This is a genomic window from Wolbachia endosymbiont (group A) of Trypoxylon clavicerum (assembly GCF_947251665.1).
GTDB classification, from domain to species: Bacteria; Pseudomonadota; Alphaproteobacteria; order Rickettsiales; family Anaplasmataceae; genus Wolbachia; species Wolbachia pipientis.
This window is the reverse complement of the sequence record NZ_OX366374.1, coordinates 664,396-685,180: the sequence shown is the minus strand read 5'-3', so window position 1 is coordinate 685,180 and position 20,785 is coordinate 664,396. Positions and strand designations below refer to the sequence as shown.

23 protein-coding genes, 2 tRNA genes and 1 pseudogene are annotated in these 20,785 nt (G+C 36.0%); 12 read left to right on the top strand and 14 right to left on the bottom strand.

What is annotated here, in order from left to right:
- Positions 1-38 precede the first annotated feature (38 nt).
- Genes lipA through OPR60_RS03520 form a run of 3 tightly spaced genes read right to left on the bottom strand, consistent with a single transcriptional unit; the run spans position 39 to position 1,603 of the window.
- Positions 39-917 (bottom strand): lipoyl synthase, encoded by an 879-nt coding sequence (gene lipA / locus OPR60_RS03530; protein WP_265040047.1) that lies wholly within the window; start codon positions 915-917, stop codon positions 39-41.
- Positions 910-1,224, bottom strand: a complete 315-nt coding sequence (rpmB, locus tag OPR60_RS03525) for a 50S ribosomal protein L28 (RefSeq protein ID WP_006279619.1) — start codon at positions 1,222-1,224, stop codon at positions 910-912. The genes lipA and rpmB overlap by 8 nt, the downstream gene beginning before the upstream one ends.
- Before the next feature lie 37 nt (positions 1,225-1,261).
- Positions 1,262-1,603, bottom strand: a complete 342-nt coding sequence (locus tag OPR60_RS03520; RefSeq protein WP_010082513.1) for a DUF721 domain-containing protein — start codon at positions 1,601-1,603, stop codon at positions 1,262-1,264.
- A gap of 431 nt (positions 1,604-2,034) precedes the next feature.
- Here OPR60_RS03520 and OPR60_RS03515 point away from each other — a divergent pair, with 431 nt between their 5' ends.
- Together OPR60_RS03515 and OPR60_RS03510 are read left to right on the top strand one after the other, a co-directional pair.
- Positions 2,035-2,787 (top strand): IS5 family transposase, encoded by a 753-nt coding sequence (locus OPR60_RS03515; protein ID WP_265040046.1) that lies wholly within the window; start codon positions 2,035-2,037, stop codon positions 2,785-2,787.
- A 4-nt stretch (positions 2,788-2,791) separates the two neighbouring features.
- Complete coding sequence (locus OPR60_RS03510) at positions 2,792-3,316, top strand: IS5 family transposase (RefSeq protein WP_265039791.1); 525 nt, start codon at positions 2,792-2,794, stop codon at positions 3,314-3,316.
- A 91-nt stretch (positions 3,317-3,407) separates the two neighbouring features.
- Here the strand turns inward: OPR60_RS03510 and iscX are convergent, their stop codons facing one another.
- The 3 genes from iscX to rpsD form a co-directional block, all read right to left on the bottom strand.
- Positions 3,408-3,608, bottom strand: a complete 201-nt coding sequence (gene iscX / locus OPR60_RS03505) for a Fe-S cluster assembly protein IscX (RefSeq protein WP_010962556.1) — start codon at positions 3,606-3,608, stop codon at positions 3,408-3,410.
- A gap of 30 nt (positions 3,609-3,638) precedes the next feature.
- Positions 3,639-3,725, bottom strand: a tRNA-Leu gene (locus OPR60_RS03500).
- A gap of 9 nt (positions 3,726-3,734) precedes the next feature.
- Positions 3,735-4,349 carry a 30S ribosomal protein S4 gene (gene rpsD, locus OPR60_RS03495; RefSeq protein WP_010962555.1) on the bottom strand — a complete coding sequence of 205 codons (615 nt, stop codon included), beginning with the start codon at positions 4,347-4,349 and terminating at the stop codon, positions 3,735-3,737.
- Between the two features lie 113 nt (positions 4,350-4,462).
- On the opposite strand from rpsD, the gene OPR60_RS03490 reads away from it, so the two are divergent.
- The 5 genes from OPR60_RS03490 to OPR60_RS03470 all read left to right on the top strand — a co-directional run bounded on the left by OPR60_RS03490 (position 4,463) and on the right by OPR60_RS03470 (position 9,705).
- Complete coding sequence (locus tag OPR60_RS03490; protein WP_265040045.1) at positions 4,463-6,604, top strand: transketolase family protein; 2,142 nt, start codon at positions 4,463-4,465, stop codon at positions 6,602-6,604.
- Positions 6,605-7,039: 435 nt separating this feature from the next.
- Positions 7,040-7,792, top strand: coding sequence for an IS5 family transposase (locus OPR60_RS03485; protein WP_265039632.1), 753 nt, complete (start codon positions 7,040-7,042; stop codon positions 7,790-7,792).
- Positions 7,780-8,439, top strand: coding sequence for an AAA family ATPase (locus OPR60_RS03480; protein ID WP_265040044.1), 660 nt, complete (start codon positions 7,780-7,782; stop codon positions 8,437-8,439). The genes OPR60_RS03485 and OPR60_RS03480 overlap by 13 nt, the downstream gene beginning before the upstream one ends.
- A complete protein-coding gene (locus tag OPR60_RS03475) occupies positions 8,432-8,920 on the top strand; it encodes an RNA pyrophosphohydrolase (protein WP_082941403.1) in 489 nt (162 codons plus the stop codon). The genes OPR60_RS03480 and OPR60_RS03475 overlap by 8 nt, the downstream gene beginning before the upstream one ends.
- A complete protein-coding gene (locus OPR60_RS03470) occupies positions 8,917-9,705 on the top strand; it encodes a TatD family hydrolase (RefSeq protein ID WP_065094895.1) in 789 nt (262 codons plus the stop codon). Before OPR60_RS03475 ends, OPR60_RS03470 begins: the two co-directional genes overlap by 4 nt.
- A 338-nt stretch (positions 9,706-10,043) precedes the next feature.
- Here OPR60_RS03470 and mdh read toward each other — a convergent pair whose 3' ends face one another.
- Genes mdh through OPR60_RS03435 form a run of 7 tightly spaced genes read right to left on the bottom strand, consistent with a single transcriptional unit; the run spans position 10,044 to position 13,870 of the window.
- Positions 10,044-10,991: a malate dehydrogenase gene (gene mdh, locus OPR60_RS03465; RefSeq protein WP_265040043.1), complete on the bottom strand. Its 948-nt coding sequence runs from the start codon at positions 10,989-10,991 to the stop codon at positions 10,044-10,046.
- Between the two features lie 3 nt (positions 10,992-10,994).
- Positions 10,995-11,567, bottom strand: a complete 573-nt coding sequence (locus OPR60_RS03460; protein WP_007548576.1) for an NADH-quinone oxidoreductase subunit C — start codon at positions 11,565-11,567, stop codon at positions 10,995-10,997.
- The gene (locus OPR60_RS03455) at positions 11,560-12,066 is read right to left on the bottom strand and encodes a NuoB/complex I 20 kDa subunit family protein (protein ID WP_006279574.1); all 507 of its coding nucleotides are present in this window, start codon (positions 12,064-12,066) and stop codon (positions 11,560-11,562) included. The genes OPR60_RS03460 and OPR60_RS03455 overlap by 8 nt, the downstream gene beginning before the upstream one ends.
- 3 nt (positions 12,067-12,069) lie before the next feature.
- Complete coding sequence (locus OPR60_RS03450; protein ID WP_006279576.1) at positions 12,070-12,423, bottom strand: NADH-quinone oxidoreductase subunit A; 354 nt, start codon at positions 12,421-12,423, stop codon at positions 12,070-12,072.
- 18 nt (positions 12,424-12,441) lie between these two features.
- The gene (locus tag OPR60_RS03445; protein ID WP_015589394.1) at positions 12,442-12,810 is read right to left on the bottom strand and encodes an HIT domain-containing protein; all 369 of its coding nucleotides are present in this window, start codon (positions 12,808-12,810) and stop codon (positions 12,442-12,444) included.
- Positions 12,811-12,813: 3 nt separating this feature from the next.
- Entirely contained in the window at positions 12,814-13,071 is a 258-nt protein-coding gene (locus tag OPR60_RS03440; protein ID WP_006279579.1) for a hypothetical protein, read from the bottom strand.
- A 16-nt stretch (positions 13,072-13,087) separates the two neighbouring features.
- Positions 13,088-13,870, bottom strand: a complete 783-nt coding sequence (locus OPR60_RS03435; RefSeq protein WP_065094897.1) for a hypothetical protein — start codon at positions 13,868-13,870, stop codon at positions 13,088-13,090.
- A 183-nt stretch (positions 13,871-14,053) separates the two neighbouring features.
- On the opposite strand from OPR60_RS03435, the gene OPR60_RS03430 reads away from it, so the two are divergent.
- Positions 14,054-15,583 carry a UDP-N-acetylmuramoyl-tripeptide--D-alanyl-D-alanine ligase gene (locus tag OPR60_RS03430; RefSeq protein WP_265040041.1) on the top strand — a complete coding sequence of 510 codons (1,530 nt, stop codon included), beginning with the start codon at positions 14,054-14,056 and terminating at the stop codon, positions 15,581-15,583.
- Between the two features lie 50 nt (positions 15,584-15,633).
- Entirely contained in the window at positions 15,634-16,584 is a 951-nt protein-coding gene (locus tag OPR60_RS03425) for a complex I NDUFA9 subunit family protein (protein WP_065095379.1), read from the top strand.
- Between the two features lie 8 nt (positions 16,585-16,592).
- Here OPR60_RS03425 and OPR60_RS03420 read toward each other — a convergent pair.
- Positions 16,593-16,666, bottom strand: a tRNA-Arg gene (locus OPR60_RS03420).
- An 841-nt stretch (positions 16,667-17,507) separates the two neighbouring features.
- Between OPR60_RS03420 and OPR60_RS03415 the strand changes: the two are divergent.
- The 3 genes and pseudogenes from OPR60_RS03415 to OPR60_RS03405 form a co-directional block, all read left to right on the top strand.
- Positions 17,508-18,650 (top strand): annotated as a pseudogene (locus OPR60_RS03415) (IS110 family RNA-guided transposase); the annotation flags it as partial.
- 74 nt (positions 18,651-18,724) lie between these two features.
- Positions 18,725-19,477 carry an IS5 family transposase gene (locus tag OPR60_RS03410; protein WP_265039632.1) on the top strand — a complete coding sequence of 251 codons (753 nt, stop codon included), beginning with the start codon at positions 18,725-18,727 and terminating at the stop codon, positions 19,475-19,477.
- 491 nt (positions 19,478-19,968) lie between these two features.
- Positions 19,969-20,781: a transposase gene (locus OPR60_RS03405; RefSeq protein WP_265040287.1), complete on the top strand. Its 813-nt coding sequence runs from the start codon at positions 19,969-19,971 to the stop codon at positions 20,779-20,781.
- The last annotated feature ends 4 nt before the right edge of the window (positions 20,782-20,785 follow it).

The following is a 20,785-nucleotide window of genomic DNA, read 5'->3' as shown; positions in this document are numbered from 1 at the left end:
TACGTAAAGTCTCTCAACTCCTTTATAATTGGTAAAAATTAATTTGAATTAACATAACGACAGGCCTTGAGCCTGTTAAAATCTTCTTCAGCGTGGTATGATGACCGAGTTAGTGGGCTTGATGCAACCACTAAGAAACCTTTGGAGTAAGCAATGTATTTATAATGCTCAAATTCCTCTGGGGTAACATACCTATCAAGTTTTGCATGTTTTGGAGTTGGTTGTAGATATTGACCAATTGTAATAAAATCAACCTCAGCACTGCGCAAATCGTCCATAACCTGAAATATTTCCTCTTTTGTTTCTCCAAGACCAACCATAAGCCCCGACTTTGTGAAAACTTTAGGATTAATCTGCTTTACCATCTTCAGTAAATATAGTGAATGAAAATAGCGAGCTCGTGGTCTTATTTTTGCATACAATCTCGGCACTGTTTCAATATTGTGGTTATAGACATCAGGTGATGCAACAGCGATTGCTTCAAATGCTCCTTTCTTATTTAAAAAATCAGGAGTTAAAATCTCTATTGTTGTTTCTGAAGTTATCTTTCTAATTTCTTCTATGCACTGTATAAACTGATTTGCGCCACCATCTGGTAAATCATCACGATCAACGGAAGTAATAACAACATGCTTTAAGTTTAACTTTTTTATCGCTTTTGCTAAATTTTCTGGCTCATGAGGATCTAGTTTATCAGGAATGCCAGTTGCAACGTTGCAAAATGCACAAGCACGAGTGCAAACAGAACCGAGAATCATCACAGTAGCATGACGCTTATTCCAACACTCACCAATATTTGGACATGCAGCTTCTTCACATACTGTATGTAAGTTATGCAGTTTAACGGTGTTTAAGGTCTCATTAAATACTTCACCGGTCGGAGCTTTTGCTCTAAGCCATGGAGGCTTACTATGCATCTGAAACGGCTAACTCTACCTCTTGCTTTACTAAAACTTTTTTCAACCTTCTTTTTATCTTCTGCGCTTTCTCACTTAGTTTAATCGTTCTTGTGTTGAGCAAAAAAGCATCCAAATCACCTTTGTAATCTATAGTTCTCAAAGTTCTTGTTGCTACACGAAATCTAAACTTTTTATTCAATATATCACTCGTCAACGTAACCTTATGTAAATTTAAAAGAAAGGTACGCTTTGTTTTACGATTCGAATGTGATACCTTATTACCAAAAGATTTTTTTCTATTTGTTAATTCACAAACTCTACTCACTTCAATATACCAAATTATTCTATGTACTTAGATTACCTTATATAGTCAAATAGTCAATACTCTCTTGCTTAATTTTTATACCATATACTGCTTTATAGCCAAAAAATATCGTGATTTTTTCTATTATAAGAGAAATCATATGCTGAATTTCCAATGCTTTGCTGCCATTTGTTACTACCAGATGCAACACACCCGAATTTATATTCTGTGCATATGAGATCTTTTTCGGTTTTGTACACTCTGCTATTTCTTTCCCTACTATATTTCGCCAGTTTAAAATCAGACGTATTTCATTTTTGCTAATCTTATTTTTCATGCATTTTAATGCATAGTTTTCTATTATAGACTTTAATTTTTTTGGACCGCTACGTTTGAGCATTTTTCTGTTTTTTTAGTAGGTAGATAATATAAAAGTATACATATAACTTGAGATTTTGTCATTACTGCTACATGTTTGTGAGATACCGTGACGGTATGACCATAGTCGTCATTCCGCGGCGTGTTCGCGGAATCTAGCCCTGGTCACGCTACTTAGATGACAACCTTCTAACTGCTTTACAAAGACTCTACCCTCTGGCCTCACACCATAAAAAGCAGTATTTTTATGTAAAACTTATCTCAACGTAGCACTTGTCAAGTAAGTCGTTCCATTCAAAAATTTTTGTTTTGCCTCATAATTAACCTTATAGCTGTTTTAATTGTAATTGGTTAAATTATTATTAACTTGCTAGGCTCTGTGGACAAAAAATATGAAAAGAGAGAAAAAGATGGTAGTTTAGCCTAATAGGTAAAAAATGGAGAAACTACCATATGCAATATTACATCAAAGAGGAAAATTGGAAACAAATTTTAGAGTTCATAAAAAGCGTAAAAGGAATGCACAGCAAAGATGAAAAACGTTTAAGAATATTCATAGAGGCAGTGTGGTACATAGTGCGAAGTGGTTGCCAATGGAGACTTTTACCAAAAACTTATGGTAATTACAGGAGTATACATAAGCGATTTAAAAGATGGTGTGAAAGAGATGTCTGGAAAAAATTGCTTGAATATACTAAACAAGAGCCTGATTTAGAAGTTGCTATAATCGACGGTACGATCATCCGAGCCCATCCACGTTCATCTGGATATACAAAAAACTCCAAGGATCAAGAAGCTTTAGGGAGGAGCAAAGGTGGCTTTACAACTAAAATACATGCGCTTGTCGATGCACTTGGAAATCCACTTAAATTTACTCTGACTCCTGGTCAAAGAAATGAAATTACGCAGGCACAAGTGTTGACCGAAAGTATCTATAACTCTACTGTAGTAGCTGACAAGGGCTACGATAGCAATGCCTTTGTTACAAGTCTTGAAGACAAGGGATGTACAGTAGTTATTCCGCCAAAACGGAATCGAAAAGTGCAAAGGTATTACGATGAGCATATCTACAAAGAACGTCATTTGATTGAGTGTTTTTTTGGTAAAATTAAAAATTTTAGGCGCATTTTTTCCAGATTTGATAAAACTGCTGAGGTTTTTATTGGTTTTCTCAATTTTGTTGGAGCTCTTGTATGGCTTCTCTAAAATTTTGTCCACAGAGCCTAAACAAGAGCCTGATTTAGAAGTTGCTATAATCGACGGTACGATCATCCGAGCCCATCCATGTTCATCTGGATATACAAAAAACTCCAAGGATCAAGAAGCTTTAGGGAGGAGCAAAGGTGGCTTTACAACTAAAATACATGCGCTTGTCGATGCACTTGGAAATCCACTTAAATTTACTCTGACTCCTGGTCAAAGAAATGAAATTACGCAGGCACAAGTGTTGACCGAAAGTATCTATAACTCTACTGTAGTAGCTGACAAGGGCTACGATAGCAATGCCTTTGTTACAAGTCTTGAAGACAAGGGATGTACAGTAGTTATTCCGCCAAAACGGAATCGAAAAGTGCAAAGGTATTACGATGAGCATATCTACAAAGAACGTCATTTGATTGAGTGTTTTTTTGGTAAAATTAAAAATTTTAGGCGCATTTTTTCCAGATTTGATAAAACTGCTGAGGTTTTTATTGGTTTTCTCAATTTTGTTGGAGCTCTTGTATGGCTTCTCTAAAATTTTGTCCACAGAGCCTAGGCTAGATCCAAAAAATAGCATAATCAATATGCAAATTGTAATAGAAATCACGTTTGCGTATGGTTTATTGCTATGCGGTTAATCTTTCCTCAATCCAAGCTGCTTGAATAGCTTCGAGTATTTTTTCGTTACAGCGTTTTTCATCATCATCAAATTCCTCTAAACTCAAGACCTTTTTTTTAAGCTCAGTGAATCTGATACTAATTATATTCTCATCTGGAAATTTTTCCTCCAGAGCTTCTACAATATCTTCTATATCAAGCCATTTCATACTTTTTTGTATTTATCTGCTAAGTTAAATTGGTGCCCATGGGGAGACTTGAACTCCCAAGGTCGCAAAACCCACGGATTTTAAGTCCGCTGCGTCTACCGATTCCGCCACACGGGCTTTTTTTATCTATCTAGAGTAAAACTCTACTACTAAATTGACTTCCATGTCTGCTGAATAAGGAACCTCAGAATATTGAGGTGACCTCAAATACTTCACTGAATGCTCTTTACTATCTGCTTCTAAATAATCCGGAGCCTTGCGCTCTTGTTTTTGTTCAGCCTCTACTACTACAGGAATTTTTGCTGCCCTTTCTCTTATTTTTATTATATCACCTGGCTTCACTCGATAACTCGATATGTTAACCACCTTATCATTAACTGTAACGTGCTTATGAGATATGAGCTGCTTTGCTGAGTAAATTGTTGGAACAAGACCAGAGTGGTATAAAACAGAACTTAATCTCGATTCTAAGATACCGATAAAATTATCAGCCGTATAACCCTTTCTGTTATAAGCATCTAAAAATGTACGTCTGAGCTGCTTACTTGAAATCGCATAGTAAAACTTAAATTTCTTATGTGCAGCAAACTGCTTACCAAAGTCGGATAACTTCTTGAATCCAAGAATACCATGTTGACCTGGAGGGTATTTCCTTTTGTTTACTGGGTCTTTAGCTCTACCCCATAAATTTACACCAAGTCTACGGCTAATCCTATACTTTCTAGTGATAACAGTTGTCATATAAAAACTCTCACGATTTAACTTTAGATTATTAAGGATTTTAGCACTCAGTGTCAACTTGTTTTTGCTGATATAATCTTTTATACTTCATTTTTAAGTTTTTCTATTAACACATGAATCATTCACATTTAAAATCTATGGCAAACGCCATCCGTTTTTTATCAATTGATGCAGTACAAAAAGCAAACTCTGGACACCCAGGTATGCCACTTGGCATGGCAGATGTTGCAACTGTTTTGTTTGCTAAATATCTGAATCATAATCCTGATGATTCTAAATGGTTCAATAGAGATCGCTTTGTTTTATCAAACGGTCATGGGTCAATGTTACTATATTCAATATTATATTTGACAGGTTATATTAGCATAGATGAGCTAAAAAACTTCAGGCAAATGGGATCCAAGACCCCAGGTCATCCAGAGTTTGGCTTGACTTCCGGAGTAGAGGCAACAACAGGCCCGCTCGGTCAGGGGTTTGCCACTGCTGTTGGCATGGCACTTGCTGAATCGATTCTTAAAGAACAATTTGGAGATAGCTTAATTAATCACTACACTTACGTGATGCTAGGGGATGGCTGTCTTATGGAAGGAATAAGCCATGAAGCAGCATCACTTGCTGGGCATCTTAAATTGAATAAGCTCATAGCCCTTTTTGATGATAATGATATCTCTATAGATGGCGCTACTTGTCTTTCCTGCTCTGATGATGTAGAGAAACGCTTCTTAGCGTATGGATGGAATGTTGACAAAATTGATGGCCACGATTTTGATGCCATATCCTTTGCAATAGAGCAAGCAAAAAAGTCTGGTAAACCTACAATGATCTGCTGCAAAACCATTATCGGAAAGTTTTCAAGCCGTGCTGGCACATCCTCTGCTCACAGTGGTGCTTTTTTGGAGGAAGACATTAAACAGATGAGAGAGAAATTAAACTGGAATTATGAACCATTCCATGTGCCAGAAGATGTGAAAAATGCCTGGAAGAAAACTGTTGAGAGAGCAAAACAAAACTACACGATGTCATTCCAGTGCTTGACACTGGAATCTAGGAAAGAAGAAAAAGAATGGATTCCAGTGTCAAGCACTTGGATGACAGAAGAGAATGCTGAGATGACAGGGTATCATGCAGAACTTCAAAGGCGACTAGATGAGCGTCTGCCGGATAACATCAATTCGGTGTCATTCCAGTGCTTGACACTGGAATCCAGTGAAAATAAAGAACTTCAAAGGCGGTTAGATAAACGTCTACCAGATAATATCGCTGGTGTTTTAGCTGACCTAAAGAAACAAATATGTGAGCTAATGCCAAACGAAGCTACACGTTCTTCTTTCGGCATGGTAATGGAACTTTTAACACAACATATGCCGGAATTAATCGGCGGTTCTGCTGATCTTACTGGGTCAAATTGCACTAAATATAAGCACATGCAGGTAATAAATAGCAATAATTATAGAGGCTCTTATGTCCACTATGGAGTGAGAGAGCACGCTATGGCAGCATGTATGAATGGTATGGCACTTCACGGCGCGATTCTTCCTTATGGCGGCACTTTTTTGGTATTTTCCGACTATTGCCGTCCTGCTATACGTCTTTCAGCTCTGATGAAGCAGCAGGTTATGTATGTCATGACTCACGACTCAATTGGAGTGGGAGAAGATGGCCCAACTCATCAGCCAATAGAGCATTTAGCCTCTTTGCGTGCTATACCAAATCTATATGTTTTTAGGCCAGCCGATGCAGTTGAAACTCTGGAGTGTGTTAGCATTGCACTCGAAAAAAAAGAGTCACCTGCACTGTTTGCGCTCTCAAGGCAAAACGTAAGTTACATGCATTCTGATATCGATCAATCTACTAATCTATCGAAGTTTGGTGCATATATTTTGTGTGAATGTTCAAAAGAATTAAAAGTGACGATATTTGCTACGGGGTCCGAGATTGAAATTGCAGTTGAAGCAAGGAAAAAATTGCAGGAAAAAGGTATAGGTACAAGGATTGTTTCTATGCCATGCTGGAGGCTTTTTGACGAGCAAAGCGATGAATATAAAGCGGCAATATTAAATAATGACAGCATTAAAGTTGCAATTGAAGCCGGAAGTGAAATGGGTTGGCATAAATATATAGGTTCAAACGGTATATTTATTGGCATGAAAAGCTTCGGAGAATCAGCACCTTATAAAACACTTTATGAGCATTTTAATATCAGTGCTGATCACGTAGTAAAATGTGTGTGTGAGAAACTGGTTTACATTCAGTAGACTTCTTGCATAACCATATGAAAGCCCTCTCTTCTTTGTCATTCCAGCGCGTGACGTTATTCAAGATGATGTCATGCCAGTGCTTGACACTGGAATCCAGTTTTCCATCCAAGACGGTGTCATCCCAGTGCTTGACACTGGGATCCAGTTTTCTTTACAAATTCACCAAAAGTGTTTCATTCTATAACGCAAAACCCATACTCACCAAACCCAATGCATTACTTGCAATTAAGTTTCCTGGATCCCAGTGTCAAGCACTGGGATGACACCTTTTCCGGTAGAAGATCACTATCAAATCACATTGCTCTGGTCATTATGATCACCATTATTTTGTTCAACTGATTGATCGACCCTAGGCTCTGTGGACAAAAAATATGAAAAGAGAGAAAAAGATGGTAGTTTAGCCTAATAGGTAAAAAATGGAGAAACTACCATATGCAATATTACATCAAAGAGGAAAATTGGAAACAAATTTTAGAGTTCATAAAAAGCGTAAAAGGAATGCACAGCAAAGATGAAAAACGTTTAAGAATATTCATAGAGGCAGTGTGGTACATAGTGCGAAGTGGTTGCCAATGGAGACTTTTACCAAAAACTTATGGTAATTACAGGAGTATACATAAGCGATTTAAAAGATGGTGTGAAAGAGATGTCTGGAAAAAATTGCTTGAATATACTAAACAAGAGCCTGATTTAGAAGTTGCTATAATCGACGGTACGATCATCCGAGCCCATCCATGTTCATCTGGATATACAAAAAACTCCAAGGATCAAGAAGCTTTAGGGAGGAGCAAAGGTGGCTTTACAACTAAAATACATGCGCTTGTCGATGCACTTGGAAATCCACTTAAATTTACTCTGACTCCTGGTCAAAGAAATGAAATTACGCAGGCACAAGTGTTGACCGAAAGTATCTATAACTCTACTGTAGTAGCTGACAAGGGCTACGATAGCAATGCCTTTGTTACAAGTCTTGAAGACAAGGGATGTACAGTAGTTATTCCGCCAAAACGGAATCGAAAAGTGCAAAGGTATTACGATGAGCATATCTACAAAGAACGTCATTTGATTGAGTGTTTTTTTGGTAAAATTAAAAATTTTAGGCGCATTTTTTCCAGATTTGATAAAACTGCTGAGGTTTTTATTGGTTTTCTCAATTTTGTTGGAGCTCTTGTATGGCTTCTCTAAAATTTTGTCCACAGAGCCTAGTATTCATTATGGGCAAGACTCTCATCTACTTAATCGGCTTTCCAGGTAGTGGTAAGTTTACTACTGCAAAGGAACTGTGTAAAATCATTGGTGCAGTAATAGTAAGCAATAATCTATTCAATAATATTATATTTGATATTGTTAAATTACAAGATGCTGAAGTTCCAGATGATCTGTGGGAAAAAATTTTTGCAGTTAGGGAAAATGTATTAGCAATACTGGAAAAACACTACGTAAAATCAAAACACTATATATTTACAAATGAATTGATAGAGGGTGATTCCTATGACCAAAGATTATATAACTCAGTGGTAAATTTAAGTAAAAAAATGGGCATGGAAATTTTTTCTGTAGTATTACATTGTAATAATGAAAAACTAGTAAGACGTGTCCAATCAGAAGAGAGATATCAGGAAAATAAAATTACTGATCCGGATTTTGCTATAAAGAAAATTGAAGGGAAAAGGCTATTTATACCTGAGGGTTCGCTTGAAATTGATAACTCGAACTTGAGTGCAAAGGAAGTTGCAAAGAAAATTGTTGAAGAGATGAAGAAAGAAAAAAATGGAAAATTAATTAAAACTTCTGTAACAAATCATTTAAAAACAGAGCGTACTCGTGGTTGAGCAGAAAGATAAGTATCGTCCTTGTGTTGGCATAATGCTATTTAACAAACAAGGACATGTCTTCATTGGAAAACGCTTTGATAGCGGCTCTTACTGGCAGATGCCACAAGGAGGTGTTGATGATGGTGAGGAACTGGAACAAGCAGCGTTACGTGAGTTGCTAGAGGAGGTTGGTACTAATAAAGTAAAGGTTATAACTAAAAGCAAGGATTGGATATACTACAACTTGCCTGAAGAAGTTATACCAATATGCTGGAATGGAAAATATTCTGGTCAAAAGCAAAGGTGGTTCTTAATGAAGTTTTGCGGAGAGGATGAGGACATTGATATTAATTATACTGGTCATCCAGAGTTCAAAGAGTGGCGTTGGCAAGGTATAGATAGTTTAGTAGCCAGTGCTATATCATTTAAAAAAGAAGTTTATAAAACAGTGATAGAAGAGTTTTCTTCTATAATAAAAGCCTCAACAATAAGCTCATGATAGTAGATTCTCATTGCCACTTGATTTATTTTTCTGACGATGAAATACCAAAAGTAATTTCAAGGGCAGAGCAAAATGGTGTAAAGGTTTTGCATAACATATGCGTAAGCATTGACGATGTTCCTAAGTTATTAAAAATTTCTTCGTCTTATGATCAAGTCTACTCCTCTGTTGGTGTACATCCGCTTGATGCTGCTATAGAAAACGGTGAGTGTATACATGTTGATGAATTAGTTGAATTTACCAAGAACCAAAAGGTAATTAGTATCGGTGAAACCGGGTTAGATTTTTATAAATCTGACAACAAAGACAATCAGAAAAAAAGTTTTGCATTACATATAGAAGCGTCAAGAATAACTGGACTACCTTTAGTTATTCACACAAGAAGCGCTGATAATGAGATGATCGATATGTTAAGGTCAGAAATGAAAGCCGGTGCTTTTAGTGGAGTAATGCACTGCTTTGCTTCCTCTAAAGAACTTGCTTATCAATCTATAGATTTGGGGTTATATATTTCATTTTCTGGAATCATTACTTTTAAAAATGCGAGCTTACTCAGAGGAATTGCACAAGGTGTACCACGCGAACGTGTTTTAGTCGAAACTGATGCACCATATCTATCACCTGAGCCTTATAGGGGAAAAAAGAATGAACCAGCAATGGTGAAATACGTTGTTGATTGTTTGGCAGAGTTGTGGAATGAGTCACCAGAACAAGTAGCGGAGGTAACCACAAGCAACTTTTTTAGGCTGTTTACGAAACTTAAGCTCAAAGAAACTCTATAGAGCAATTAATTTAGTATCTGTTCAAGGGCGTGGCTAATATGCAAATATTGAAGCAAAAGTGGTGTTATGCAAGTAGCTGACACTGGGATCTAGTTTCACTTTATGGTTGTGTCATTCCAGTGCTTGACACTGGAATTCAGCTTTTAATGCAACCCCTCACCAAAAATATTGTGTTTTAACATAAGGTTAGCTACTTTTATACTCAGTATCCAATCAAAACCCCTGGATCCCAGTGTCAAGCACTGGGATGACATCATTTGTTGTAAACTCACTTTTTCTTGATTTTTTGATTTATCTTGTCTACCTTATTTTGCCACTCCGCTGAACGGATACTTAATTTAGCTTAGAAGTTTCACCAGCTCTCTCACCGAGTTTACAGACTTATTAAACATTTCTTGTTCACTATCATTCATTTTAACTTCTAGGATCTTTTCAATTCCGTTTTTTCCAATAATTACAGGAACACCAATAAACAAATCTTCTACACCATATTCACCATTAAGGTAAGCAGCACATGGTAATATGCGCCTCTTATCTTTTAAATATGATTCTAACATGCATATAGCTGAAGATGCAGGAGCGTAGTATGCAGATCCAGACTTAAGCAGATCAACTATTTCTTTACCGCCATTGCGAGTGCGTTCAACTATTTCATCGACTTTTTTCTGTGTGATAAGACCCATATCGATAATTTGAGTAAGTGGAACTCCAGCAACTGAAGCACAATTGATTAGTGGTACCATAGTGTCGCCATGTCCTCCAAGCACAAAAGCAGATATATCTTCAACTGAGATATTTAACTCACTTGCAAGAAAGTAACGAAAACGGGAAGAATCAAGCACTCCTGCCATGCCAACAATCATATTAGTTGGAAGGTTTGAAAATTTATGCACCACTGAAACCATGGCATCCAAAGGGTTGGTAACCACTATTACAAACGCGTTTGGAGAATATTTTTTAATATTTTCGCCAACCTCCTTCATTACTTTAGCATTGGTTTGCAGGAGGTCATCCCTGCTCATTCCAGGTTTTCTAGCGATGCCAGCGGTTATTATAATTGCATCGGAGTTTTTTATATCTTCATACCTATTTGTGCCAGTAATATTGATATTAAATCCATCAATAGGGGATGATTCTGCTATGTCGAGTGCTTTACCTTGTGGTATTCCATCACTAATATCAAGTAAAACAACATCACCGAGTTCCCTTAGTGCAATCATATGGGTGAGAGTTCCACCGATATTTCCTGCACCGATTAAAGATATTTTTTTTCTTTGTACTGTCATTTTCTACTCCTTTGTATTTACTTTTATGGTTTTACCTTCCCAAGGCGATAAGCTATCAAACATACGAAAATCTTGCGGTAAATCTATAGGGTTATACACAACCTTTTTTGTCTCTATATCATATCTTACTTCCTCATAACCAGTGAGAGGGAAATCTTTTAACATTGGATGACCTTTGAATCCATAGTCTGTTAGAATCCTACGCAAATCAGGGTGATCAGAAAACTCTATTCCATACATATCAAACACTTCACGCTCAAACCACAAAGCCGTACTAAATATCTTCGCTACACTTGGAGGCATGTCGCTTTCACATAACTGAAGCTTTATGTGTACTCTAATATTATGCACAATGCTGAGCAGATTGTATATTAGCTCGAAGCGCTTCTCTCTATTTGGATAGTCAACCCCAAAAATATCAACTAATAGTTCAAACCTACACTTTTCATCATCACGTAGAAAGAATAGGTGCTTTTCAATTTCATCTAAAGTTGAATATATTACAATAATGCCATCATCTTTTTGAATGCACTCGCATTTGGTCTTTTTTTGTATATACTTTGCAGTTTTATCCATTCCGAGTCCGTTTTATTTTGTTTTGTAGGCATAGCATTCCATATAGCAACGCCTCAGCGGTTGGTGGGCATCCAGGGACATACACGTCAACTGGCACAATTCTATCACAGCCTCGGACTACTGAATAAGAGTAATGGTAATAACCACCACCATTTGCACAACTTCCCATGGAAATAACATACTTCGGGTCTGCCATTTGATCATAAACCTTGCGCAATGCTGCTGCCATTTTATTAGTTAGTGTGCCAGCAACAATCATCACATCTGATTGACGTGGGCTTGCACGAAACATTATACCATATCTATCAAGATCATAACGGCTGGATGCAGTATGCATCATCTCAACTGCGCAACATGCAAGACCAAATGTCATTGGCCACAATGAACCAGACCTTGCCCAATTCATTACATAATCTGTTAAATCACCAAATTTAGTGACAAGAAACCCTTCTTTTTTATAACGACCCCAGTCATCATTAGATAGAATTTGATTTGTCATAAACTACTCCCACTCTAATGCACCTTTACACCATTCATAGATAAAACCTATAGTGAGTATTGCAAGAAATACCATCATAGACCAAAATCCACCATAGCTTATCTTAGATAAAGAAACAGCCCAAGGAAAAAGAAAAGCAATTTCTAAGTCAAATATTATAAATAATATTGAAACTAGGTAAAATTTAATGTCAAAATTTTTCCTTGCACTGGATAGTGGATTGAAGCCACACTCATATGTGGAAAGCTTTTCACCATCTGGCTTACTCACTGCAAGAAACATAGGCAATATACCTAAAGCAAAAGATACTACAATTGATACGCAGATAAAGATTACTATGGTTAAATATTCGCTCATTTAACAAAACATATAACACTATGAGTTTACATGCTTTCCTAACTTTTTACCACCTAAAATATGCACGTGAAAGTGTGGTACAACCTGCTCTCCATTTTCACCGTAGTTAGTGACTAATCTATATCCTGTTTTTTCTAGATTATATTTGTGTGCTATCTCTCTTACAGTTTTGAAGAAATCCGCTATTTCCTCTTCAGGAGCTTTTAGAATGAAATCATCATATGAAATATATTGATTTTTTGGTATAACTAAAATATGAACTGGTGCGTCAGGGTACTTATCATGAAAAGCTAGTACATTTTCATTTTCATGTACCTTCTCACAAGGTAACTCACCTCTTAATATTTGAGCAAAGATGTTATCGCTATCATAAACTTCATTGCTCATATTTTAAGAGCGACCTTTCCCTCTTTCTTCGTTTTTCTCTACATTAGGTGTAGATAGTGGTTTTATCGCTTCACCAGAAGCATCTTCAAGATTTAAAGAGCTTACAAGTTCCCTTACTTTTACCATGTCCTGCTGTTCTTTCAAAAAGGGTTCTATTCCACTTACCCTTTTTCCAGTAATAACTCCTGGTTGTAAGTGATACATATCCCCAGGAACAGTTAGACTATGATGTCTTTCCTCTATTTTTTTAGCTTCACTCATAATACTCCCCTATAACTTATTTTTGCATTCCACAACTTTGCGACTTACCTGCTTTTATAGCTTCTTGCGCCCATTTTTTCTCACCTGAAGCTATAGTTTCTGAAGGCTGACCAACATCAGACTTCACAACTTTGTCTGATGACTGCTTTTGATTATCATATTCCTTATACAATTTTTCTGCAATACCATTCAGCAATTTTAAGTCTGTATGAATTTTAAATTCTCCACCAGTAATTCCTGCCAGCTTCTTAAGGTCGCCATTAATGCTATCAGCAATTCCTTGAAGAGCAAGCTTTTTTATCTCCTCTGGACTCTTTCCTTTATTTTTAGAGTCAGTTTTAATGTCTTCAATTATTTTTTTAACATCAACTTCAATTACAATTTTGTTTTCTTCTCTAAAAATAGTTACATTCGGTAAATCTTTTTTTATTTTATCTAATTGCTCTGGGCTCAAATAAGGTATATCCCCTGTCAGAATTCTTGATGCTAAAAAACTTACCTTTCCTTTCTCTTGTTTTTTTATTTCTACACCAAGATTTTTACTAGCTTGTGTGGTTTCTATGGGTGGGTCATATTCCTCTTCTTCTTCAGGTACATCTATACCAACAGCTTCCTTTAACGAAACTGTGGCATCATGTTTCATTTCACCCATTGAAGCAAACGGCTTCTTTATAGGGTAAATAAGTGCTTTAGGCACAAGAGCAAGCACCCGACCTGTAGCCTTTACACCTCTACCTAGAAAACTTCCTACTTTAGCTAGTATAGAAGTAGATTCTTCATTTTGGTCGTTTTTTGGCATACATACCTCCAAGGTACTTTCTATAACTAAATACATTTTAATTATAGACGAAAAAATTTAAACTTCTATATCCATTATAAGATAGAATTATAGGGATTGCAACCATTATTTGTACATTGTCTAAAACATGTAGTATTTTCGCTACTTTTATTGTTCAATTTATTATAAAGAATACTCTAAATTATGTGTAAATGGAACACAAATAATATCATTGATGCAACTGGCGGAAGAGACGTAAATGGTTATAATTGGATACATAGCTCAAATATTTCAACGGACACAAGAAGCATAAAAAAAGGTGATTTATTTATTGCACTCAAGGGAAAGAATTTTGATGGCCATAATTTTTTGCATGAAGCGTTTTTAAAAGGGGCAGTAGCTGCAATAGTAAGTGAGGGTAAATATAAAAATTTTCCTCTCGTTATTGTACAAGATACCCTGAAAGCTTTGCACGATATGGCATCATACTATATTAGAAATATTCTTGTTGATGCTAAAGTTATTGCAATTACAGGCAGTGTCGGGAAAACTACTACAAAGGATATGCTGCACACTGTTTTATCGCAATATGGAGTGTTCCATGCGAACGAAGGTAACTTAAATAATAATATAGGATTGCCTTTGACAATTCTAAAAGCTCCAAAGAACTGCCAGTACTTAATCCTTGAAATGGGAATGAATAAAGTTGGTGAAATAAAAGAATTATCAAAGATTAGTAATCCGAATATTGCAGTTATTACCAACATCGAACCTGCACATACTGAAAATTTTTCATCACTGTTTGACGTTGCACAAGCGAAGTTAGAAATTCTGTATGGTATGAAAAATAACGGTACTTTGGTCTTGAACAGAGATAATAAATATTATGATTATCTCTCATCACGCGCCAATAGAAATGTAATAAGCTTCGGTAAAGATAAAAATGCTGAAGTTTGTTTACTAAACTTAATAAGAAACGATGAATCTTCTGTCATTTCAGCACTATCTTCTGTCATCCCAGTGCCCAGACACTGGGATCCAGGAAGTTCAATTGCAAATGAGCATATCAGACGGTTGTATAATAAAAACTGGATTCCAGCGTCACGCGCTGGAATGACATCAAACCGAGTTGCTAATAGATTAAGTTTAAAAATCAGGCTGAGTAATAATCAAATTATAAACTGTAATTTACGTGTGCAAGGTGAGCATTTTGCATACTCTGCATTAGCTGTTACAGCGGTTGTGCGGAGTCTAGGACTTGATTTATCAAAATTACCACTTGCACTTGAGAATTTTAGTGTAACGAAAGGTAGAGGCAATATTCATAAAGTCAAATACAATGGAAAATACATACATTTAATTGATGACTCCTATAACGCCAGCCCTGCTTCGATGAAAACTGCAATAAAAACTTTGAGTACATATTCTAATCAGAGAAAAGTAGCTTTGCTTGGTGATATGTTGGAACTTGGTGATGAAAGCATAGAGTTTCATACAGATTTGGTTAAGATTATCACAGGAAATAATATAGATAAAGTTTATACAGTTGGTAAATTTATGTTAGAATTGCATGAGCTTTTGCCAGATAATATGAGAGGCGCACATTTTAATGATTCTAATCAATTGAAAAGTGATTTAGCTAACATTATTCAGAATAATGACGCAATTCTAGTTAAAGGCTCACGAGGAATGAAAATGGATCTTATTGTACAAGAATTCATAATAGAATATTAAGTAAAATCATTATATTAATTTACAGTAATAAATTATTAGGAACTTTAATTGTGACAAAACGTGTAATTATTTTTGGTGGAACGGGGTTTATAGGGAAACACATCGTAAGACGCTTGGCAGCAGAAGGATATTTGATAAAGGTGTTTACTCGTAATCAGGAAAAAGCTGCTTGTTTAAAATTGTGTGGCAATTTAGGACAAATATCAATATTTAAAGGCGATTTTTTTGATGAAAAATCAGTTCTGGAGGGTATGGAAGAATGTGATGTAGCTATAAACTTAGTGGGAATATTATATGAAGCAAAAAAGCACGATTTTTACGCTGTTCACGTTAAAATAGCTGAAAGGATAGCAAAAGCTGCAAAAATGAAAAATGTACCTATGATGATACATTTTTCTGCTATGGGAATAGAAAATAGCAAGTTGTCAAAATATGCTCAAAGTAAATTGGAAGGTGAAAAAGCTGTAACTTCAGCATTTCAAGAAGCAATAATAATTAGGCCAAGCCTTGTATTTGGTAAGGAAGATAACTTCTTTAATAAGTTTGCAAGATTAGCAACTATTCTTCCTTTTTTGCCACTAATTGGCAATGGAACGACTAAATTTCAGCCAATATGTGTAACAGACTTAGCTGAAGTGGTATATCGTATTATCAGTTTTAATAAGCAAGACAAGAAAATTTATAACATGGGTGGACCAAAGGTTTACTCTTTCAAAAGCTTATTGAAGTTTATTCTGAATGTTACTAACAGAAAGTGTTTGTTGATCAATGTATCTTTTCCAATGGCAAAGTTAATAGCTTTCTTTTTAGAAAATAAAATTATTTCTATGCTATTAAAACCAATAACCGGAGATACGAACCCTGTGCTTACTCAAGATCAGGTGAAAGTTATGATGAATAGTTCAATCGAAAGGTCAGCTGACCTTGAAACAATGAAGGTTCGACCATTAGCAATTGAAAATGTGGTACCAGAGTACTTGAAGATTTATAGAAAGTATTGATAAAAGAGTGTGCCCGGTGGGATTCGAACCTACGACCCACAGCTTAGAAGGCTGTTGCTCTATCCAGCTGAGCTACGGGCACACAACATATATAAAATGCTTCTTAGTACAAGTGAAGTCAAGTATTTCGTGTGAATATGATGTTTATCTTGCAACACCTTGTCATTGCAGTTGTGTGTCACACGCTGCTGAAATTGGATGCGAGAAGTCTATTTATTTTAGAAAATATTATATAGAAAGTTGCTTGACAAACTCCGCCAGCGCCCTTATCATGACACTAAGAGTATTTCTGACTCAAAACTTGTTTTTGATCCGCGCGGGCTCAACAACAAAATCCAGTAAAAAACTCAGGTGTTTATTAGCGGATTATATAAAATTATAGCGGCTGCATGTCTTTTAAATTTTTTCTACATTCAGCCAAATCGCGCTTAAACTAAGCGTCAGCACATTATTACAGCGCCAATTTAAAGCATTAGAGAGTCAAAACTCGCACTACGGGGTTTCTTTGCCTTTTTTTTTATTTGGTAAATTTCTTAAATATTTATGGATAAACGACAACCGTCATCCCGTTACTTGTTAGCGGATGAGATACCGTGACGGTATGACGGTTCGCGGCGGGATGACAAGGAGCAACAGAATGACAGAGAGTTATGCAAGCATCGAACAGACGAAATCTGTCAAATCAGAAAGAAACACACAAATTTAAGTTTTTAGTAGTTTTCAAGTATAGTTGTACAGGGAGCGCCTTTGCAGTTATGACCGACATTTTCAATGGTGCCTAAGTGCCCGTATGCAAGCATGGTTTTGGAAGGAACGGTCAAATCATTGATGGAGTCATTTAGACTACCTCGGTTAGGAGATTGTACTATCAACCGTTCCAAGCTGAAGCGTTTCCCTATTACAAATTATATGTAGGAGTTACCATGAAAAAAGCAAAAAGTAAATTAGAAATAGTGAATCCTAATGCAGCAGGAATAGACATTGGTTCAGCTGTACACTATGTGTGTGTACCTGAAGGAAGAGATGAACAACGCGTTCAGAAATTTGGCTGCTTTACTGAAGACCTTCATAACTTAGCACAGTGGTTGAAAAAGTGTAAAGTTACAACAGTAGCTATGGAATCAACAGGAGTATATTGGATTCCTTTATTTCAAATACTTGAGTCATACAAATTCGAGGTAAGATTGGTAAATGCACGGCATGTAAAGAATGTACCTGGTAGGAAGTCTGACGTTCAAGATTGCCAATGGCTCCAACAACTGCTTAGCTACGGACTGCTTCATGGATCGTTTAGGCCAGATAATCAGATGTGTGTATTGCGCAGTTACGTGCGGCAACGCAAAAATCTCACTGAAAGTGCATCTACACATATTCTGCGTATGCAGAAGGCATTAATTCAAATGAATATACAATTACACAAGGTTATTAGTCATATTACTGGGATAACTGGTATGAAAATCATTGAAGCTATAATTGAGGGCGAAAGAGATTCTGAAAAATTGGCAGAATTCAGGGACGTGCGAATGAAAAATGATCAGTCTACTATTGCAAAAGCGTTAGCTGGTGACTATAGAGAGGAACACTTATTCACGCTAAAGTAAGAATTTGAACTATATAATATTTATCAAGAAAAAATAGCAGAATGTGATAGAAATATTGAAGCCTATTATAAAACGTTTGAAACAAAGTCTTGTGAAAGCAAACAGCTAAGTAAGCAAAAGAATAAAAATAGCAAAAGTAAGCCAAGCTTTGCTTTGTATGAGGAACTGCACCGAATAACTGGTATGGATTTCACTAAAATTCCTGGATTTGATGTATTAAGTATACAAACCATAATTTCAGAAGTTGGTATAAACCATAGTAAATGGCCAACAGAAAAGCACTTTTCATCGTGGTTGGGACTCAGTCCTGCTAATAAAGTTACAGGGGAAAAAGTGTTTAACACAAGAACACGTAAAGTCATTAACCGTGCTGCAAATGCTTTGCGAATAGCTGCTCATTCTGTAGGAAATAGTAAAAGTGCATTGGGTGCATACTACAGAAGATTGAAAAAACGACTAGGCTCTGTGGACAAAAAATATGAAAAGAGAGAAAAAGATGGTAGTTTAGCCTAATAGGTAAAAAATGGAGAAACTACCATATGCAATATTACATCAAAGAGGAAAATTGGAAACAAATTTTAGAGTTCATAAAAAGCGTAAAAGGAATGCACAGCAAAGATGAAAAACGTTTAAGAATATTCATAGAGGCAGTGTGGTACATAGTGCGAAGTGGTTGCCAATGGAGACTTTTACCAAAAACTTACGGTAATTACAGGAGTATACATAAGCGATTTAAAAGATGGTGTGAAAGAGATGTCTGGAAAAAATTGCTTGAATATACTAAACAAGAGCCTGATTTAGAAGTTGCTATAATCGACGGTACGATCATCCGAGCCCATCCATGTTCATCTGGATATACAAAAAACTCCAAGGATCAAGAAGCTTTAGGGAGGAGCAAAGGTGGCTTTACAACTAAAATACATGCGCTTGTCGATGCACTTGGAAATCCACTTAAATTTACTCTGACTCCTGGTCAAAGAAATGAAATTACGCAGGCACAAGTGTTGACCGAAAGTATCTATAACTCTACTGTAGTAGCTGACAAGGGCTACGATAGCAATGCCTTTGTTACAAGTCTTGAAGACAAGGGATGTACAGTAGTTATTCCGCCAAAACGGAATCGAAAAGTGCAAAGGTATTACGATGAGCATATCTACAAAGAACGTCATTTGATTGAGTGTTTTTTTGGTAAAATTAAAAATTTTAGGCGCATTTTTTCCAGATTTGATAAAACTGCTGAGGTTTTTATTGGTTTTCTCAATTTTGTTGGAGCTCTTGTATGGCTTCTCTAAAATTTTGTCCACAGAGCCTAGGTCTTTTAGTTTAAAGCCTGTTATTATCTTCTCTAATTGAGAATCAAATTCTTTATTGGCAAAATTTTCAGCAGGATTATTTAAATTTTTTAACTCTTTGTATAATTTATTATTTTCTGCAATTGAGTGGCAGAACTTTATTATAGCAGAGTCCTTAGTGAAAGAATTGTCTTTTTCCATTTTATTGATACAGTCCTTGAGGGATGTAAAATGCGATTCAAGCCATGACGAATATAGATCGTATTCATAAGATGCCAACAAGCAATGTATTGCATTCCAAGCACATGATGCTACCCTTATAACTGATTCAACATCATAATTCTCTGACTGATTACTTGTTTTTCCTGCCTCTGCTGTTTTTTCTTCCTTGAGACCTGCTGCAAAAGGTGATTGAAAAAATGATGTGAGAGGGGTAGAAGAAGAATAAGCAGATCAAGTAAGGAAAAAAAATGAGCTTTAGTTACTATAATATGAAAAAACACCCAAGAAACTTTCGTAATATAACAGGTTTAAGTATAGAGGAGTTCGAAAAAGTAGTAGAAAAAGTGAGGTCTGGATGGAAAAAACTTGAAAAACAGAAAAAGTGTCATGGTAGAAGATCAAAACTACCAACTCTGGAAGATAAGTTGTTTTGCGTAATTTTGTACTATCGCACTTACATAACACATAGATTTTTAGGATGCCTATTCAATGTGCACAACGCAAATGTATGTAGGTTACTTAAGAGAATAGAGCCATTACTCGCCAAAAAAGTGACTATAACAAAAGATAGAAGTATGACGCCAGAAAAAATACTGAAGATTTTGGCTGATGTTACAGAACAGCAAATACAGAGGCCAGAAGATAGTAAAAAACGGAAGAAATCATATTCAGGAAAAAAAAGAACCAACACTATGAAAACTGAGATTATTATCGAAGAAGGAGGAAGAATTTTATCAGTGTCAAAGTCATACCGTGGTAGAATTAGTGATTTTCGCATAAGGAAACAAGAAAAATATTTACCACTTGATAGCATAAAACATGCTGATTCTGGATATCAAGGTTGGCAAAAATTGCAAAGCAATGTTATAATTCCATATAAAAAGTATCGTAAAAAGCCATTAACTCCAGAGCAGAAAGAGCATAATAGAAGGTTAGCATCATTTAGAATGAGAGTAGAAAATAAGATCCGAGAGATAAAGATATTTAAGATTATGTCGAATGTTTATCGCAATTTTCAGAAAAAATATAACTTGAGGTTCAATATTATTGCTGGTATTGTAAATCTTAAGCACGCCTTTTAGTTAA

Coding starts and splice junctions, on each gene's coding strand:
- mdh (WP_265040043.1), bottom strand. CDS start 10,991: ATGACAGTACAAAGAAAAAAAATATCTTTAATCGGTGCAGGAAATATC.
- OPR60_RS03460 (WP_007548576.1), bottom strand. CDS start 11,567: ATGGATAAAACTGCAAAGTATATACAAAAAAAGACCAAATGCGAGTGC.
- OPR60_RS03455 (WP_006279574.1), bottom strand. CDS start 12,066: ATGACAAATCAAATTCTATCTAATGATGACTGGGGTCGTTATAAAAAA.
- OPR60_RS03485 (WP_265039632.1), top strand. CDS start 7,040: ATGCAATATTACATCAAAGAGGAAAATTGGAAACAAATTTTAGAGTTC.
- OPR60_RS03410 (WP_265039632.1), top strand. CDS start 18,725: ATGCAATATTACATCAAAGAGGAAAATTGGAAACAAATTTTAGAGTTC.
- OPR60_RS03470 (WP_065094895.1), top strand. CDS start 8,917: ATGATAGTAGATTCTCATTGCCACTTGATTTATTTTTCTGACGATGAA.
- lipA (WP_265040047.1), bottom strand. CDS start 917: ATGCATAGTAAGCCTCCATGGCTTAGAGCAAAAGCTCCGACCGGTGAA.
- OPR60_RS03520 (WP_010082513.1), bottom strand. CDS start 1,603: ATGCTCAAACGTAGCGGTCCAAAAAAATTAAAGTCTATAATAGAAAAC.
- rpsD (WP_010962555.1), bottom strand. CDS start 4,349: ATGACAACTGTTATCACTAGAAAGTATAGGATTAGCCGTAGACTTGGT.
- OPR60_RS03515 (WP_265040046.1), top strand. CDS start 2,035: ATGCAATATTACATCAAAGAGGAAAATTGGAAACAAATTTTAGAGTTC.
- OPR60_RS03405 (WP_265040287.1), top strand. CDS start 19,969: ATGAAAAAACACCCAAGAAACTTTCGTAATATAACAGGTTTAAGTATA.
- OPR60_RS03450 (WP_006279576.1), bottom strand. CDS start 12,423: ATGAGCGAATATTTAACCATAGTAATCTTTATCTGCGTATCAATTGTA.
- OPR60_RS03440 (WP_006279579.1), bottom strand. CDS start 13,071: ATGAGTGAAGCTAAAAAAATAGAGGAAAGACATCATAGTCTAACTGTT.
- iscX (WP_010962556.1), bottom strand. CDS start 3,608: ATGAAATGGCTTGATATAGAAGATATTGTAGAAGCTCTGGAGGAAAAA.
- OPR60_RS03480 (WP_265040044.1), top strand. CDS start 7,780: ATGGCTTCTCTAAAATTTTGTCCACAGAGCCTAGTATTCATTATGGGC.
- OPR60_RS03430 (WP_265040041.1), top strand. CDS start 14,054: ATGTGTAAATGGAACACAAATAATATCATTGATGCAACTGGCGGAAGA.
- OPR60_RS03435 (WP_065094897.1), bottom strand. CDS start 13,870: ATGCCAAAAAACGACCAAAATGAAGAATCTACTTCTATACTAGCTAAA.
- OPR60_RS03490 (WP_265040045.1), top strand. CDS start 4,463: ATGAATCATTCACATTTAAAATCTATGGCAAACGCCATCCGTTTTTTA.
- OPR60_RS03445 (WP_015589394.1), bottom strand. CDS start 12,810: ATGAGCAATGAAGTTTATGATAGCGATAACATCTTTGCTCAAATATTA.